This is a genomic window from Paraburkholderia sp. PAMB 6770 (assembly GCF_057748135.1).
The window spans coordinates 2,325,119-2,340,295 of the sequence record NZ_CM173239.1; the positions used below are offsets into that span (position 1 = coordinate 2,325,119).

Sequence of the window (15,177 nt, forward strand, 5' to 3'; positions counted from 1 at the left end):
GCGCGGCCGCAGGCGCCGCGCGGCAAGCACGCTGCAAGCCGGCAGCACAGTCGACAAACAGGTGACACGCGGGCGACAAGCGGGTAACACGCGGGTGACACACGGGTGACAAGCAGGCAGCAAGCACGCAGCGGCGCACGGTTTGAACGGCAACGGCGCGCGGCGTCGTATCATCTGCACCTCGGTCATTCACACTCGCACCTCATGTCCGTTGCCGCCACGTCCCGCTTCGACTCGCTCCGTTTTCCCAGCCGCACGGCGCGCGCGCGCCTCGCCGCGCGGCTATGCGCCGCCGCGCTCGGCGCCGCGACGCTGGCCGCCTGCACCACGGCGCCGCAGCCGCCCGCCGTGCATCCCTATGTGGACCCGGTCGGCCTCTTTCCGCTCAACCCGGACGACCTGCAGGTCGACCACTGGCTCGACCCGGCCAGCCCCGGCTACGACACGCCGTTTCTCGACGCCGCCGATCAGCAGCGCCAGTATGCGGAGCTCGTCGCGCGCTACTTCGGCACCGGCGCGCACGATCCTTCGCCGTGGAATCCTGCATACGTCGATCAGCGCGTCTACAGCAGCGACGGCGAGGACATCGCCGATCTGCAGCAGCGCCGGATCGAGCGCTTCACCAACGCCGGCAAAACGGCGCGCGAAATCGGCTACGGTCAGAACTTCCGCCCGCACACGCAGGCCTGGATCGATGCGATCGCGCGCAACATGGATGTCGCGCAGTTCGAGCGCGATCCGCACTATCGGCCTGCGCGCCGCGCAATCGCCACCGGCAACGTGCTGATCCGCGAGCTGCCGACGATGGACCCGTCGTTCTACAGCCACCGGCTCGCCGGGGAAGGCTATCCGTTCGACAACCTGCAGATTTCCGCGGCGCGGCCGGGCACGCCGCTGTACGTGCTCGGCAGCAGTGTCGACGGCGCGTGGGACTACGTGCAGACGCCGGACGTGCAAGGCTGGGTGGCGAGCGGCAAGGTCGGCCTCGTCAGCGATGACTTCGTCGACACCTGGCGCGGCGCGGCCCACGCGCAGCTCGCGGCGGTGATCGCGGCATCCGCGCCGGTGCGCGACAACGATGGCGTGTTCCGCTTCGCGGCGCCGGCCGGCACGCTGCTGCCGGTTGCGCCCGGCAGCAGCGCCGCGCAACTCGACGTGATGGTGCCGGCGCGCGACGTCGACGGCCATGCGATTGCCCGCATCGCGCCGCTTGCCGCGGGCGACGCCGTGCTTGCGCCATGGAGCGCGACGCCGCGGCACCTGGCCACGCTGATGAAGAACCTGATCGGCCGCCCGTACGGCTGGGGCAACACCGGGTTCTACAACGACTGCTCGTCGGAACTGCAAAGCATCTTCGCCACGTTCGGCGTCTGGCTGCCGCGTCACTCGTCGACGCAGATGAGCGCGGGCGCAATGACCGACCTGTCCGACGCCACCCCGCCCGAGCGGCTCGCGTATCTGGTGCGCCACGGCGTGCCGATGCGCACGCTGATCTACATCGGCGGGCACGTGATGCTGTACCTCGGCACCACGACATACGACCATCAGGTCGTGCCGCTCGTCTATCAGGACGTGTGGGGGCTGCGGCCCGCGGACAACAGCCGCCGCGCGGTGATCGGCGGCTCGGTGATCATGCCGCTGCTCGCGACGGTCCCCGAGGACCCGAGCCTGATCTCGCTCGCGGCGACGTCCGTTTTCCGGATCAGCATTCTCGGCTCGCCCGCGGCCGGCCCGGCGACGCCGCCGGATGACGACAATCCGGCTAGCTGAGCGGTAGGGGGGGCGGGGAGCGGCTCGCAAAAGTCGCGGGCCGCGCGCCCCACACGCGCCCTACACGCGCCCCGAACGCGCCCCAAACGCGCCCGCCTGACGTGCGCGGCGCCCGGTTCATGCTCTTCGCCGCAGGCCTCGCCTGGTGAACCTTCGTCACGCCCGCTCATCGCTGAACGCCCGCTCGCCAGGCGAAAACTCAACCGGTCACGCTAACATTTTTTCACAATCAAAATGATCAGTTATCCTTTTTATTGATCCAGTGCGCATCGCGTCGGCCGCCGGACCCTTGTCCACGCTTGCGCGCGCCACTCCGCGCTTGCGCCCCGCATCGCACCAGGGGTAATCCATTAGCCATCCTGACAATATCTTGTCTATACAATTTGATCTCCATCGCGCCTGCGAGCAATCCGTGGCAGACCGCGAGCCGTCAGAAACAGTTATTTCGTGGAGACAAGATGAAAGCATTGCAACGCCATCTGGGCGCGCGTCACATCCGCTTCCTCGCGCTCGGTTCGGCCATCGGCACCGGGCTCTTCTACGGCTCGGCATCCGCGATCCAGCTTGCCGGCCCCAGCGTGATCCTCGCCTATCTGCTCGCGGGCGCGATGGTCTACATGGTGATGCGCGCGCTCGGCGAAATGGCGGTCCATCAGCCGGTATCCGGTTCGTTCGGGCAATACGCCACCGACAATCTCGGGCCGCTCGCGGGATTCGTGACCGGCTGGACCTATACGTTCGAGATGGTCATCGTCGCGATCGCGGACATCACCGCATTCGGCATCTACATGGCCTTCTGGTTTCCGGGCGTGCCGCAGTGGATCTGGGTGCTCGGCATCGTGCTGATCATTTGCGGCATCAACCTGTGCAACGTGAAGGTGTTCGGCGAAATGGAGTTCTGGCTGTCGATCATCAAGGTCGCCGCGGTGATCGCGATGATCGCGGGCGGCGGCGCGCTGCTGCTGATCGGCGGCCGCTCGGGCATCGACGCGTCGGCCGGCCTGCACAACCTGTGGTCGCACGGCGGCTTCTTTCCGCATGGCGGCGCGGGGCTCGTGGAGTCGCTGGCGGTCGTGATCTTCGCGTATGGCGGCATCGAAGTGATCGGCATGAGCGCGGGTGAGGCGAAAGACCCCGGGCAGGTGATTCCAAAGGCGATCCGCACGGTGCCGTGGCGCATCCTGCTGTTCTACGTGCTGACGATGGTCGTGCTGATGGCCCTCTTCCCGTGGAACCGGATCGGCAACCAGGGCAGCCCGTTCGTGCAGATCTTCTCGGGGCTCGGCGTATCCTCGGCTGCGACGATCCTGAATCTGGTCGTCATCAGCGCGGCGGTCTCGGCCATCAACAGCGACATCTTCGGCGCTGGCCGCATGATGTACGGGATGGCGCAGCAAGGACAGGCGCCGGCCGCATTCGGCAAGACCTCGAAGCACGGCGTGCCCTGGGTCACGGTGCTCGCGATGGGGGGCGCGCTGCTCGTCGGCGTCGTGCTGAACGTCGTGATGCCGGAGCGCGTGTTCCTCGTGATCGCGGCCATCGCGACTTTCGCGACGGTCTGGGTGTGGCTGATGATCCTGCTGTCGCAGGTGGCGCTGCGTCGCCGCCTGTCGCCGGCCGAGGCGCACAAGCTGCGCTTTCGCGTGCCGATGTGGCCGCTCGGACCGTGCATCGCCATCGCGTTCATGGTCTGCGTGATCGGCGTACTCGGCTACTTCGAGAACACGCGCGTCGCGCTGTATGTCGGCATGGCGTGGCTGGTGCTGCTCGCGCTCGCGTACAGCATGTCGATGCGGCCGGGGCGGGCCGCCGCGTCGGGTTCGCCGGAGTTCTAGCGCGCCTTCGCCGGGCGGACGTACTGCTACACTTGCCGGTATCGCGCGCCTGCCGGCGCGCGCTCTACCCGCCCCCTTGCCCGTCATGCTTCGCTTCGAACATCTCTGCAAACGCTACGGCGATCACCTCGTCTTTCAGGACCTCCACTATCGGACAGACGCCGGCTGCGTCGCGCTCAACGACGAGATGGGGAGCGGCAAGTCGACACTGCTCGCCGTGCTTGCCGGCGAGTGCGCGCCGGACGCGGGCGATGTCTGGATCGACGGCCATTCGCTGCGCACCGCGTCTGAACGCGCGAAAGCGTTGCTCGCGTACGTGCCGGAAGACTGCATCGCGTATCCGACGCTAACCGGGCAAGCCTATCTCGAACGCGTGGCCGCCGCGCGGCGCGCGCCCCTCGACGACGCGACGGCCGGCCTGATCGAACGCTTCGGGCTTGCTGCGCACCGGAGCAAGCGCTTCGAACAGATGTCGTTCGGGACGCGCAAGAAGTTCTTCCTGAGCGCCGCGACAATCGGCCAGCCGGCGGTGGTGATCGTCGACGAGCCCACCGCCGGGCTCGATGCCGCAGCCCGCCCGGCGCTGATCGATCTGTTCCGCGCGCTGGGCCGTCAACGGACGGTGTTTTTCTGCAGCCACGACACGGCGTTTACCGATGCGTGCGGCGCGCAGCCGATCCGCTTCGCGGATCTGCGCAAGCGTCACTGAGCCGGACGGCATGCGCTCCGCGCACCGCTTTCGTTGACCGAAAGCGGTGCGCGGATTGGGTCCATCGGGAATGTGCGTTGGTAGGCTCGATTGGATTCGAACCAACGACCCCCACCATGTCAAGGTGGTGCTCTAACCAACTGAGCTACGAGCCTGTCGAAGGCGCGAATTATAGAGACTCGTCGTGCGCCGCACAAGGGCCCTCGCGTCATCGGCGTCATCGGCGTCATCTGGCTGGCGGCGGCAGGACCGAAGCGTCTGCATCGTCCGCACATCGAAGGGCGGATTGCCTCCCGCGCTCGTGCTGTTCGGAAGCGATCGCCTGACGCCGCGTTTTCTGCATGCTCGCGGTCCGTCGTCCCGCTTGCAGCCCGCTCGCATCCCGCTTGCAATCGGTCGCGTGTTCACATAAGGTCCCGAGTCAATCCTCGTTCCGCGGAGCCGTCATGCCGGCTTTTGTGATCCTGCTGCGTGCCGTCAACGTCGGCGCTACCGGCAAACTCCCGATGGCCGACTTCCGGCGTCTGCTCGAAGGGCTCGGCTATGGTCACGTCGAGACCTATATCCAGAGCGGCAACGCCGTCGTCGATGCAAACGGCGCCGCCGCAGGCGTCGAGCGCGCCGTGGCGCGCGCGCTGCTCGAACACATGGGCACGCCGGTGCCGGTCGTCGTGCGCACCCATGACGCGCTGACGCGCGTGATCGCCGGCAATCCGTTCGACGCGCAGGCGGCCGCCGACGGCAGCCGCGTCCACGCGATGTTTCTGTCGGCCGCGCCCGCCGCGTCGGGTATCGACGCGCTCGCGCAGATCGTGGCGAAATACCCGGCGCGGCGCGACCGCTTCCATCTGGACGGCGACACGGTGTACCTGCATCTGCCGGACGGCGCCGCGGACAGCAAGTTCACCACGCAAGCCGTCGATCGCGCGCTCGGCGTCACATCTACCGCACGCAACTGGAACACCGTGCTTCGCCTGCACGCGATGTCCGGGCGGTAGCGCGGCGCGCGCAAACGCAGGGACAGAAGCTAACAACGGGGGGACACTCGGTGACGTTCCGGGTGCCGCCCCAAAAATTTCCTGTGGTAAAACCGGGATTCCTTTCTTCAACAGGATTCAGCATGGCCACATGTACAACCTTTTACAGCGCCTTCAGGGAAAACATGCAGGCGCTTGGCCTGCCCGCCCCCACCTCGCTGTTCGATGTCTAGCAGACCGCCACCGGCACGTTGGCGACGATCCTTGGCACGCTCAATACATTGGGCCCGAATGCTACCGTTGGCGAACTGATTGGCGCGACGACCGGACTTGAGTTGCTGGCGGTGGCGGCGGCCATCAGCGCCACATTCTATGCAGGGGCCGTAGTGGGTAGTTTGATGGTAGCCAGTGGCACGGAAATCGCCTGCAAAGCCAGCATTGCCGGAGTGGGCCAGTCTGTCAGGCTATGGGCAGCAAGAAACCATGTGGACATTCCCGCGAACGTTTACGAGGTGCTCCAGTTGTACCCTGATGTATTCAACCCAGGGCCTCACTCGCGACGCTATGCGCAACGCGCCTACGTCCCTCGAAAGGCTGTGGCATGAACAAGGTTGTGGATACGGTAGCGCTGCTCTCCACGGCATTAGCCCTGGCAGCGTTCGCGTGGGTCGTGCTGCATTACTCCGGGAGATGGTTTTTTCCGGCCGCGACAGTCGTTGTGCTTGTCGCACTGGCGGTCCAGAACCACAGATTGAAAAAACGAATGCGTCGCATGGAGAAGGACCGGCACGGCTAGTGTCCCGTCCTGTTCCGTTGCTGACTCAACCATGTTGACGTCAGCGGAACGGGAACCGTCCACATGGCGATGGGAAACGGGAACACCGTGCTTCGCCTGCACGCGCTGTCCGGGCGGCAGCGCGGCCCCGCGCATTCTCCATGCAAGCCGCTGCGCGCGACGCCATTACGCGCACGCCATGCCCTCCGCTACGCGAGCCTGAAGCGCGTCACGTTCGAACGCAGATCATCGGCCTGCGATTTGAGCGACATCGCCGCTGCGGCCGCTTCTTCGACGAGCGCCGCGTTCTGCTGCGTGACGGTATCCATCTGCGTCACCGCCTGGCTCACCTGGCCGATGCCCTTGCTCTGCTCGGCCGACGCCGCCGCAATCTCGTTCACAATATCGGCCACGTGCTTCACGGACTGCACGATCTCCTGCATCGTCGTGCCGGCCATGCCGACGAACTGCGCGCCCTCCTTCACACGCTGTACCGAATCCCCGATCAACGCCTTGATCTCCCGCGACGCGGATGCCGTGCGCTGCGCAAGCGAGCGCACCTCGGAGGCCACCACGGCAAAGCCCCGCCCCTGTTCTCCGGCGCGTGCCGCTTCGACGGCCGCGTTCAGCGCGAGAATGTTGGTCTGGAACGCAATGCTTTCGATCGTGCCGACAATGTCGGCAATCCGGTCCGAACTCGCGTTGATGCCGCTCATCGTGTCGACCACCTGCTGCACGACGCCGCCGCCGCGCTGCGCGGTATCCATCGCCACCGACACGATGTGGCTCGCCTCGCGCGCGTTGTCCGCGTTGTGCGTGACCGTCGAGGTCAGTTCCTCCATGCTGGAAGCCGTCTCCTGCAACGATGCAGCCTGCTGCTCCGTGCGCTGCGACAGATCCTGGTTGCCCGCGGCGATCTGCGACACGGCGGACGCAATCGATTCGCTCGACAAATGGATAGCGCGGATCATTGCGCCCAGTTGCTGCTGCATGCGTTTCATCGAGTACAGCAGGCTGGCCTGGTCGTTTGGCGCGATCTCGACCACGACGCTCAAATCATTGTCGGCGATCCGGCTGGCGATATCGACTGCGTATGCAGGATCACCGCCGAGCGCACGCAGAATGCCGCGATTGACCCACACCACGACCGCCGCGAGCACGACGGCGGCGAACAACAGCACGCCGAGACTGCGGTACAGCGACGCGCGAAACGCCGCGTCGATGTCGTCGATGTAGGCGCCGGTCTGCAAGATCCAGCCCCATGGCGCGAACGCAGCCGCATAGGATACCTTCGGAAAGACTCCGCTCGCGCCGGGCTTGGAAAACGAATAACGCACGAACCCGCCGCCGTCGCGACGCACGATTGCGACAGTCTCGCGGTAAAGTGCCACGCCGTTGGGATCCGTATAGCCGTCCACGTTCTTGCCCTGCATTTCCGGGTGGAACGGATGCATCAGCACGACGGGCTGAAAATCCATCACGGTGAAGTAGCCCGTGCCGTCCGTGCCGTAGCGCGCGGCACGAATCGCATCGAGTGCGCGCTTTTTCGCTTCGTCGACGCTGATCGTGCCTGCCGCCGCTTCGTCGGCAAACGCTTTCACGGTGGCAATCCCGAGTTGCGTCGCATGAATCAGATCAGTTTTCCGTTCGTCGTAACGGACTTCGCGGATCCGCCATGCGTCGAGCACCGACAGCACGGTAACCAGTACGAGACTCAGAATCAGGGGAAGCCAGAGCTTCTGGCTGAAGGACAATTTCACGGGCACTCCGTCGGTTGGTCGGCACATTAGGTTTGCCACTGCGCAGCAATAACGGACGATTCCGCGAAAATCTTTAGGGGTACACGCATACAGCGCAGAAGGCCGCCGCGCCTCCCGCGATGCGACCCAATAGCGGGTTTAGATCATTTCATGATACGTCTGCCCCCCGTTCATCATTGCGCCGCATGGCGGTATCGGCACGCCTTGCGCGAGCGCCGTCGCGCGCCCGCCAGCCGCGATCGCGGCCGCCCCTCCGCCGCGCCGTCGACCCGGTTGATTACCGAATATTTTCGCCACGCGCAACAATACGACCGCGCGGCACACGGGCTCACGGGCGCGTCCCGGGTCATCCGTGCCGCCGCCCCGTTTTGCCCCTCCACATCCGGTTACAACCGTTTACGGCGCAACGGACGCCTTCTCTCGAAGCCGCCTGTTCGACGATACACTCCGCATGACGCCCCGACTTCGGGCGTCGCGAACGGAGCGTAACGAGCGGGGGACGTCGTTGAACAGGCAGACTCAGGCGACCGGCAGGCAGGCGCCGCACTCCCGCGCGTCGAAGTGGTGTGCCGCGCTGGGCGGCCTCGCGTTTGCGGGCGCGCTTCACGCGCAGGAAGTGTCGGTGCTCGGCGGATGGCTGCGTTCGGATCTGCCGGGCGAGTCGACCTATGCATGGGGCTTCGCGTATCTGCAGGCGCTCGACGAACACGACGGCCTGAGCTACTCGTGGCTCAACGAAGGCCACATCCGCGACAACCACCGCGACGGCTTCGCGCTGCAATACTGGCGGCGCGGCACGTTCTTCGACCGGCGGCTGTCGCTGGCCGCGGGCGCGGGCGTCTACTACTTCTTCGACACCATCGCCGCCACCGACAACCAGCCGTATGTCGACAGCCACGGCCTCGCACCGGTCTTCAGCGCATCGGCCACGTGGTACACGAGCGCGCGCCTGTTCTACGAAGTGCGGCTGAACGAAATTCTCGTCCCGCGAACCTATAACACGTTCAGCGCGATGTTCGGAATCGGCTACGAACTCGACGCGCCGAACGGACCCGGCCCGCTGGCGGGCGGCGGCAGCGACGGCGGCAGCGGCGACGATGAGCGTGCGTCGAGCGGCAACCAGATCACCGCGATGGCCGGCCATACCGAACTGAACAGCCTGCGCTCGCCGGGTGCGTTCGCGTATGGCTTCGAATACCGGCACGGCTTCAGCCCGCTGTTCGACGCTACGCTCAGCTGGATCAACGAGGGCCACACGCCGCTCGACACGCGCTCCGGCGCGGCCGCGCAAGTCTGGCTGCGGCGCAGCTTCCTCGATAACCGGCTGAGTCTCGGCGTGGGCGCGGGTCCCTACTACGCGCTCGACACGCGCCGCGTGAAGGGCGGCTCCGATACCGGCGGACGGGTTTCGGTACTGCTGTCGATGTCGGCCTCGTATGCGGTGACCCGGCACTGGCGCATCCGCGCCACCTGGAACCGCGTGATGACGAGCTACGACAAGGACAGCGACATCTATCTCGGCGGCATCGGCTACCGCTTCTAGGCGAGGTGTCAGGCACGCATCGCGCGAAACCGGCGGCGCCCGGCGCGCCGCGCGCCGCTCAGCCCGGCATGCCCTTGCCGCGCGTCTCCGGCAAAAACCACGGCAGGACGATCCCGAGCAGATAGCACGAACTCATGATCAGCGCCGCATGCGACACGCCGCCGAACGCCTTGATCATCGAGCCGGACAGGATCGGGAAGACCCACGCGATCAGACGCGCCGCGTTGAACACGAAGCTGATCGCCGTCGAGCGCACCGTCGACGTGAACAGCTCACACGGATAGATCGCCATCCATGCATACGCGCAACCGAGCGTGAAGAAGCCGTTGATCGGCGCGATCACGATCATGCCGGCCAGCGTCGCCGTGTAGTGGTACGTGATGATCGTCGCGGCCAGCGAGCCGGCAAAGGTCATGCACAGGAACGCGCGCCGTCCCAATGCGTCGACGAGGAAGCCCGACGCGAGATACGCGACGATCGCCCCCGCCGTGTAGATGATCGAGATCCGCGAGCCCCACGCGAGCGGACTGGCCGCGCCGGTCGCCTTCGCGAGCGCCACGGTAAAGGTCGGCAGCCAGCTCGAAATCGCCCACCAGCCGGTCGTCGCGACGATCGACAGCAGCGTCGTCAGCAGCGTGCGGCGCAGCGCTTCGCGTTCCGTGAACAGCTGCCGGAGCGTAAACGGCCGCCGCCCGGCGCGGCCGTCCGCCACGGCGGACGACGCCGCGCTCTCGGCCGTCGCGTTCCAGCGCTTTTGCCGCACCGCCTCGCGCCACTTCTCCGACTCGCTCAAGCCGCGCCGCAGGTAAAGCACGAAAAACGCCGGCAGCGCGCCGACGACGAACATCAGGCGCCACGTCTCCGCGCCGAGCGGATGCGTCGACGCCAGCGCGTACCAGACCACCGCTGCGAGCAGCGTGCCCCAGCCGAAACCCGACTGCAGAAAACCCGCACCCTTGGCGCGCGCATGTTCGGGCCACGTCTCCGACACGAGCGCGACGCCGGTGCTCCACTCGCTGCCCATCGCGAGGCCGGTCAAAAAGCGCAGCGTGCACAGCGCGGCGAACGTGGTCGACAGCGCGGTCAGGCCCGACAGCAGCGCATACAGGAACACGGACCACAGCATCATGCGGCGGCGCCCGACGTAGTCGGCCAGGATGCCGCCGACGAGCCCGCCCACGCCCCAGCCGAGCAGCGTGATGCCGATCACGCCGCCGGCGTAGACCGGCGTCGACAGCGCCTGCTCGGGCGTCAGCACCGATTTGAGCATCGGCGCGAGGACGACGACGAGCGCAAGCGCCTCGAAGCCGTCGAAAATCCAGCCGAGGAAGCCGCCGCGCAGCACGCGCCAGTGCGTCCCGGTCAGTCCGTCGGTCCAGCGCGTCTTTGCCGTGTGCGCGATGGGGGTGTCCTGCATGGTCGTGTCTCCTGGGAATGAGGCCCGGCGCTCGCTGTGCCTGTCGTTGTCGTTGTCGTTGTCGTTCCGCCGGGCCGGATGGATGCGCGGCCGCGCTACCGCGCGGCGGCGTCGCGCTGCAGCGCGCGCTCGCGGATGGCCGCGAAATCGGCCGGCAGCGGATGCAGATCGAGCCGGCGCCCGGCTTTCACGATCTGGCTCGGCGTATCGTGGCCGATCAGCGCCGGCAGACGTCTGGCCGCGTCGAGCAGCGCAGCCAGATCGACGCCGGTGTCGTAGCCCATCAGTTCGAGCGCATGCACGATTTCCTCGCTGCACACGTTGCCGCTCGCACCCGGCGCATACGGGCAGCCGCCGATGCCGCCGAGCGACGCGTCGAAGCGGTTCGCGCCCGCGTCGATGGCGGCGAGCACGTTGGCGAGCCCCATGCCGCGCGTGTTATGAAAATGCAGCGTGAATTCCGTCTGCGGCCAGCGCGCAACGCACAGCGCAGTCAGCTCCGCGACCTGGCGCGGATACGCCATGCCGGTCGTATCGCACAGCGTGACGCCGCGCGCGCCCGCTTCATCGACGAAGCGCTGCACCCAGCCGAGCACGGTTGCGCTCGGCACGTCGCCCTCCATCGGGCAGCCGAACACGCACGACAGCGAGATGTTGACCGGCAGCCCGGCCCCGCGCGCGAGCGCGGCGACCTGCGTGAGACCCGCGAACGACTGCTCGCGCGTCATCCTGAGATTCGCGAGGTTGTGGCTTTCCGTCGCCGACATCACGAGGTTCAGTTCGTCGGCGCGCGCGTCGATCGCACGCTCCGCGCCGCGCAGGTTCGGCACGAGCGCGGTGTAGACGACACCCGGCTTGCGCGCGATCTCGCGCAGCACGATCTCCGCGTCGCGCAGCGCGGGAATGGCCTGCGGCGACACGAACGCGGTCACCTCGATCTTCGCCATGCCGGTCGCGGACAGCGCGTCGATCAGCGCGATCTTTTCCCGCGTGTCGACAAACGCGTCCTCGGACTGGAAGCCGTCGCGGGTGCCGACTTCCTGCAGGAAGACACGCCGCTCGTCACCGTTCCAGATGCTCATGCAATCGCTCCTTTTTCACGCAGTTCTGCGATCCGGCTCTCGGACAGACCGATTTCGCGCAGCACGGCATCGGTGTCGTCGCCGAGCTTCGGCGCGGACGAGCGCACCGCCCCCGGCGTGCCCATCAGCTTCGGCACGATGCCCGGCACGTCGACTTCGTAGCCGTCGCGCGTCGTCTGCCGCACGATCATGTCGCGTGCGCGGTAATGCGGGTCTTCCGCAATGTCGCGCGCGGTGTAGATCTTGCCGGCGGGCACGCGCGCTTCGGTGAGCACGGCCAGCACGACCTCGGTCGATCGCGGCGCGGTCCACGCTTCGATCGCGCGGTCCAGCTCGTCGACCCGCTCGACGCGGCCCGCGTTGTTCGCGAGCGCGGGGTCGTCCGCGAGATCGCAGCGGCCGATCGCGCTCATCAGCCGGCGGAAGATGCTGTCGCCGTTGCCGGCGATCAGCACGTAGCCGTCGGTGCAGCGGTACGCGCTGGACGGCGCGATGCCGGGCAGCGCGCTGCCGGCCGCTTCGCGCACGACGCCAAACGCACTGTACTCGGGAATCAGGCTCTCCATCACGTTGAAGACCGCCTCGTGAAGCGCGACGTCGATCACCTGCCCCTGGCCGCCGTTCGCATCGCGATGATAGAGCGCGGTCAGCACGCCGATCACGCCATGCAGCGCGGCGAGCGTGTCGCCGATCGAAATGCCGCAGCGCACCGGCACGCGGCCCGGCTCGCCGGTCAGATGACGCAGCCCGCCCATCGCCTCGCCGATCGAGCCGAAGCCCGGCAGATCGCGGTACGGTCCGCTCTGACCGTAACCGGAAATGCGCAGCATGATGAGACGCGGATTCACCGCGGCAAGCTGCGCGTAGCTCATGCCCCAGCCTTCGAGCGTGCCCGGGCGGAAGTTCTCGATCAGCACGTCGGCCTCGGCGATCAGCGTGCGCGCGATCTCCTGGCCTTCGGCGCTGCGCAGATCGAGCGCGACCGAGCGCTTGTTGCGCGACTGCACCTGCCACCAGACGGACGTGCCGTCCTTCATCAGACGCCAGTTGCGCAGCGGGTCGCCCGCCCCCGGCGGCTCGATCTTGATGACGTCCGCGCCGAACTCGCCGAGCGTCTTGCCGGCGAACGGACCGGCGATCAGCTGGCCCATCTCGATCACGCGCACGCCCTTGAGCGCGGCCGGCGAGGCCGGCAGGGAAAATGGACCGTTCATCGTGACACTCCTTGTGCTGCGGCCGGATTCAAAAGAGGCTCGTCGGGGAGCCGGGGCTCGCGGACGGCGCGCCGGCCCGGCGTCGCTCGCCGCATGGGTCCGGGCGAGCGCCGGCGGGACGATGCGGCGGCTCCCGGTACGAACGCATTGTCCGCCCGCCGGCGCGCGCGCGGAATGCGACAGTGCGGAACCTAGCCTTCGTGGATCGCGAAAGCGGGCGGGCAGCCGGTCAACCCGCGGGCGCCGCATCCGGCGTCGCGCGCATCAGATGATTGACGAGCAGCCGCGCGGGCTTCGGCAGTGCGTGCAGATCGCGCGCGCAGATGAGCAGCGCGCGATGCGCCCAGTCTTCGGCGAGCGCGATCCGGTGCAGGTGCATCGAGCGCAGGTGCGGCTGCACGGCGGCGTCGGGCAGCACGGCGATGCCGAGCCCGGCGGCCACCATCAGGCACATCGCATCGAAACTGCGCACCTGGATGCGCAGCTTGAGCTGGCCGCCCGAAAACGCGGTCGCGGCCTGCAGCCGCCTCGCCAGCGAGGTGTCGCGCGACAGGCTGACGAAATCGAATTCGAGCGCGTCGACGAACGACACCGACGCGCGCTGCGTGAGCGGATGCCCGCCCGGCACGACGAGCACCAGACGGTCCTTGCGGTACGGCGCGGTCTGCAGCCCGAGGGTCGGCATCTGGTCGGCCATGATGCCGAAATCCGCCGCGCCGTCGACCACCGCGAGCGCGACCTGCTCGCTGTTCTGCTCGTCGAGCTCGATGCGGATGGCCGGATTGGCCGCGTTGAACGCAGCGATGTCGGCGGGCAGGAACTGCGTGACCGCCGACGTGTTCGCCCACAGCCGCACGACGCCGACGACACCGGACGCATAGTCCGACATGTCGGCCGTCATCAGGTCGATGTCGTTCAGGATGCGCTGCGCGTGGCGCTGCAGCGCCTCGCCGGCGGCGGTCAGCGTGATGCCGCGCGAGTGCCGCTCGAACAGCCCGGTGCCGATCGCCGCTTCGAGATCCGCGATCCGCTTGCTGGCGGCGCCGACCGCGAGATGCGCCAGCTCGGCGCCCTTGCTGATGCTGCCGCTGCGCACGACGAGCGCGAACAGGGACAGCGAGACGAGATCGAGACGATGCAGGTTCATGCACGCAGGCTCCGGGCACGGTGATGGCCGCATTATGAAGCAGCGTGCGCACGGCGTGCCCGCCGGCCGCCGGAGCGGCGTTCAGCGCGCGCGTTCGCCCGCGAGCGCGGCAAGCGCGGCGCGCAGCGGCGTGGCGTCGCCGCCCAGCCGCTCGCTCGCCTCGATCGACGCTTCGAGCATCGGCTGGCGCATCCGGCGCAGCAGCGCCTCGTCGACGCGCGAGCTCGGCCCCGCGAGCGTGAATGTCCCCGCAAGCGGCTGCGCGGCCGAGAAAACCGGCGTCGAGACGCCGGCGGTGTCGGCATCGCGTTCGCCGACCGACAGGTAGCAGCAGTCGCGCCGGACCTGCTCGTAGAGCGCCCCGCGCGCGCCGCTGAACGCGCTGAGCACGCGCCCGCCCGAGCCCTTGTCCATCGGCAGCACGTCGCCCTCGCGCACATGGTCGCGCACCGCGTGGGTCGAGTCCACGCGATGCAGGCACACGCGCAGGTTCTGCTGCTTCACATAGAACGACACGCTCTCGCCGCAGCGGTCGCGCAGCGCGCGCATCAGCGGCAGCACGACGTCGGCGAGCCTGAGCCCGCGCTGATAGAGCGCGCCGAGCTGCAGCGCCGCCGGGCCGACGTAGTAGCGGCCGTCGTCGGCGCGCAGCAGCATCCGGTGATGGGTCAGCGATGCGATCAGCCGCAGGATCGTGCTCTTGTAGAGCCCGGTGCGCGCGGCGAGCTCCGCCAGCGACAGCCCCTTGTCGTCGGGGCGGAACGCGAACAGGATCGCGAACGCGCGGTCGAGCGCGGCGACGCCGTCGGGGGAGGCCGACGGCGCGGCAGCGGCAACGGCGGGGGCAGCGGCGGCGGCGGCAGGGGGACGGCTAGCGGCCATGAGCGGGGAACATGACGAGGACGGCACACGAAAAGGCGGGCGCGCCGCGCGCACCGCCTTCGTGGC

At 67.7% G+C, this 15,177-nt stretch carries 13 protein-coding genes and 1 tRNA gene; 7 read left to right on the forward strand and 7 right to left on the reverse strand.

The features are described from left to right. Positions 1–204: 204 nt before the first annotated feature. The 3 genes from AC3AP7_RS27895 to AC3AP7_RS27905 all read left to right on the forward strand — a co-directional run bounded on the left by AC3AP7_RS27895 (position 205) and on the right by AC3AP7_RS27905 (position 4,314). The gene (locus AC3AP7_RS27895) at positions 205–1,770 is read left to right on the forward strand and encodes an SH3 domain-containing protein (RefSeq protein ID WP_487363529.1); all 1,566 of its coding nucleotides are present in this window, start codon (positions 205–207) and stop codon (positions 1,768–1,770) included. A gap of 458 nt (positions 1,771–2,228) precedes the next feature. Then, positions 2,229–3,605 carry an amino acid permease gene (locus AC3AP7_RS27900; protein ID WP_487363530.1) on the forward strand — a complete coding sequence of 459 codons (1,377 nt, stop codon included), beginning with the start codon at positions 2,229–2,231 and terminating at the stop codon, positions 3,603–3,605. 85 nt (positions 3,606–3,690) lie between these two features. Continuing rightward, on the forward strand, positions 3,691–4,314 hold the full coding sequence (locus AC3AP7_RS27905) for an ATP-binding cassette domain-containing protein (RefSeq protein WP_487363531.1): 624 nt from the start codon (positions 3,691–3,693) through the stop codon (positions 4,312–4,314). Between the two features lie 78 nt (positions 4,315–4,392). On the opposite strand, the gene AC3AP7_RS27910 is transcribed toward AC3AP7_RS27905, so the two are convergent. Further along, a tRNA-Val gene (locus tag AC3AP7_RS27910) sits at positions 4,393–4,469 on the reverse strand. Between the two features lie 291 nt (positions 4,470–4,760). Here AC3AP7_RS27910 and AC3AP7_RS27915 point away from each other — a divergent pair. The 3 genes from AC3AP7_RS27915 (at position 4,761) to AC3AP7_RS27925 (ending at position 6,087) form a co-directional block, all read left to right on the forward strand. Beyond that, the gene (locus AC3AP7_RS27915; RefSeq protein ID WP_487363532.1) at positions 4,761–5,312 is read left to right on the forward strand and encodes a DUF1697 domain-containing protein; all 552 of its coding nucleotides are present in this window, start codon (positions 4,761–4,763) and stop codon (positions 5,310–5,312) included. A 230-nt stretch (positions 5,313–5,542) separates the two neighbouring features. Then, the gene (locus tag AC3AP7_RS27920; RefSeq protein WP_488324840.1) at positions 5,543–5,896 is read left to right on the forward strand and encodes a hypothetical protein; all 354 of its coding nucleotides are present in this window, start codon (positions 5,543–5,545) and stop codon (positions 5,894–5,896) included. Continuing rightward, positions 5,893–6,087, forward strand: coding sequence for a hypothetical protein (locus AC3AP7_RS27925; protein ID WP_487363533.1), 195 nt, complete (start codon positions 5,893–5,895; stop codon positions 6,085–6,087). Before AC3AP7_RS27920 ends, AC3AP7_RS27925 begins: the two co-directional genes overlap by 4 nt. 188 nt (positions 6,088–6,275) lie before the next feature. Here the strand turns inward: AC3AP7_RS27925 and AC3AP7_RS27930 are convergent, their stop codons facing one another. Beyond that, on the reverse strand, positions 6,276–7,826 hold the full coding sequence (locus tag AC3AP7_RS27930; protein ID WP_487363534.1) for a methyl-accepting chemotaxis protein: 1,551 nt from the start codon (positions 7,824–7,826) through the stop codon (positions 6,276–6,278). Between the two features lie 505 nt (positions 7,827–8,331). Here AC3AP7_RS27930 and AC3AP7_RS27935 point away from each other — a divergent pair. Continuing rightward, the gene (locus AC3AP7_RS27935; RefSeq protein WP_487363535.1) at positions 8,332–9,369 is read left to right on the forward strand and encodes a hypothetical protein; all 1,038 of its coding nucleotides are present in this window, start codon (positions 8,332–8,334) and stop codon (positions 9,367–9,369) included. A 58-nt stretch (positions 9,370–9,427) separates the two neighbouring features. On the opposite strand, the gene AC3AP7_RS27940 is transcribed toward AC3AP7_RS27935, so the two are convergent. From AC3AP7_RS27940 to AC3AP7_RS27960, 5 genes are all read right to left on the reverse strand, one after another. Next, positions 9,428–10,786, reverse strand: coding sequence for an MFS transporter (locus AC3AP7_RS27940; protein ID WP_487363536.1), 1,359 nt, complete (start codon positions 10,784–10,786; stop codon positions 9,428–9,430). Between the two features lie 95 nt (positions 10,787–10,881). Further along, positions 10,882–11,868, reverse strand: a complete 987-nt coding sequence (locus AC3AP7_RS27945) for a hydroxymethylglutaryl-CoA lyase (RefSeq protein ID WP_487363537.1) — start codon at positions 11,866–11,868, stop codon at positions 10,882–10,884. After that, positions 11,865–13,082, reverse strand: a complete 1,218-nt coding sequence (locus tag AC3AP7_RS27950; RefSeq protein ID WP_487363538.1) for a CaiB/BaiF CoA transferase family protein — start codon at positions 13,080–13,082, stop codon at positions 11,865–11,867. Before AC3AP7_RS27950 ends, AC3AP7_RS27945 begins: the two co-directional genes overlap by 4 nt. Positions 13,083–13,311: 229 nt before the next feature. Continuing rightward, positions 13,312–14,229 (reverse strand): LysR substrate-binding domain-containing protein, encoded by a 918-nt coding sequence (locus tag AC3AP7_RS27955; protein ID WP_487363539.1) that lies wholly within the window; start codon positions 14,227–14,229, stop codon positions 13,312–13,314. 81 nt (positions 14,230–14,310) lie between these two features. Beyond that, positions 14,311–15,111: an IclR family transcriptional regulator gene (locus tag AC3AP7_RS27960; protein ID WP_487363540.1), complete on the reverse strand. Its 801-nt coding sequence runs from the start codon at positions 15,109–15,111 to the stop codon at positions 14,311–14,313. Positions 15,112–15,177: the final 66 nt, after the last annotated feature.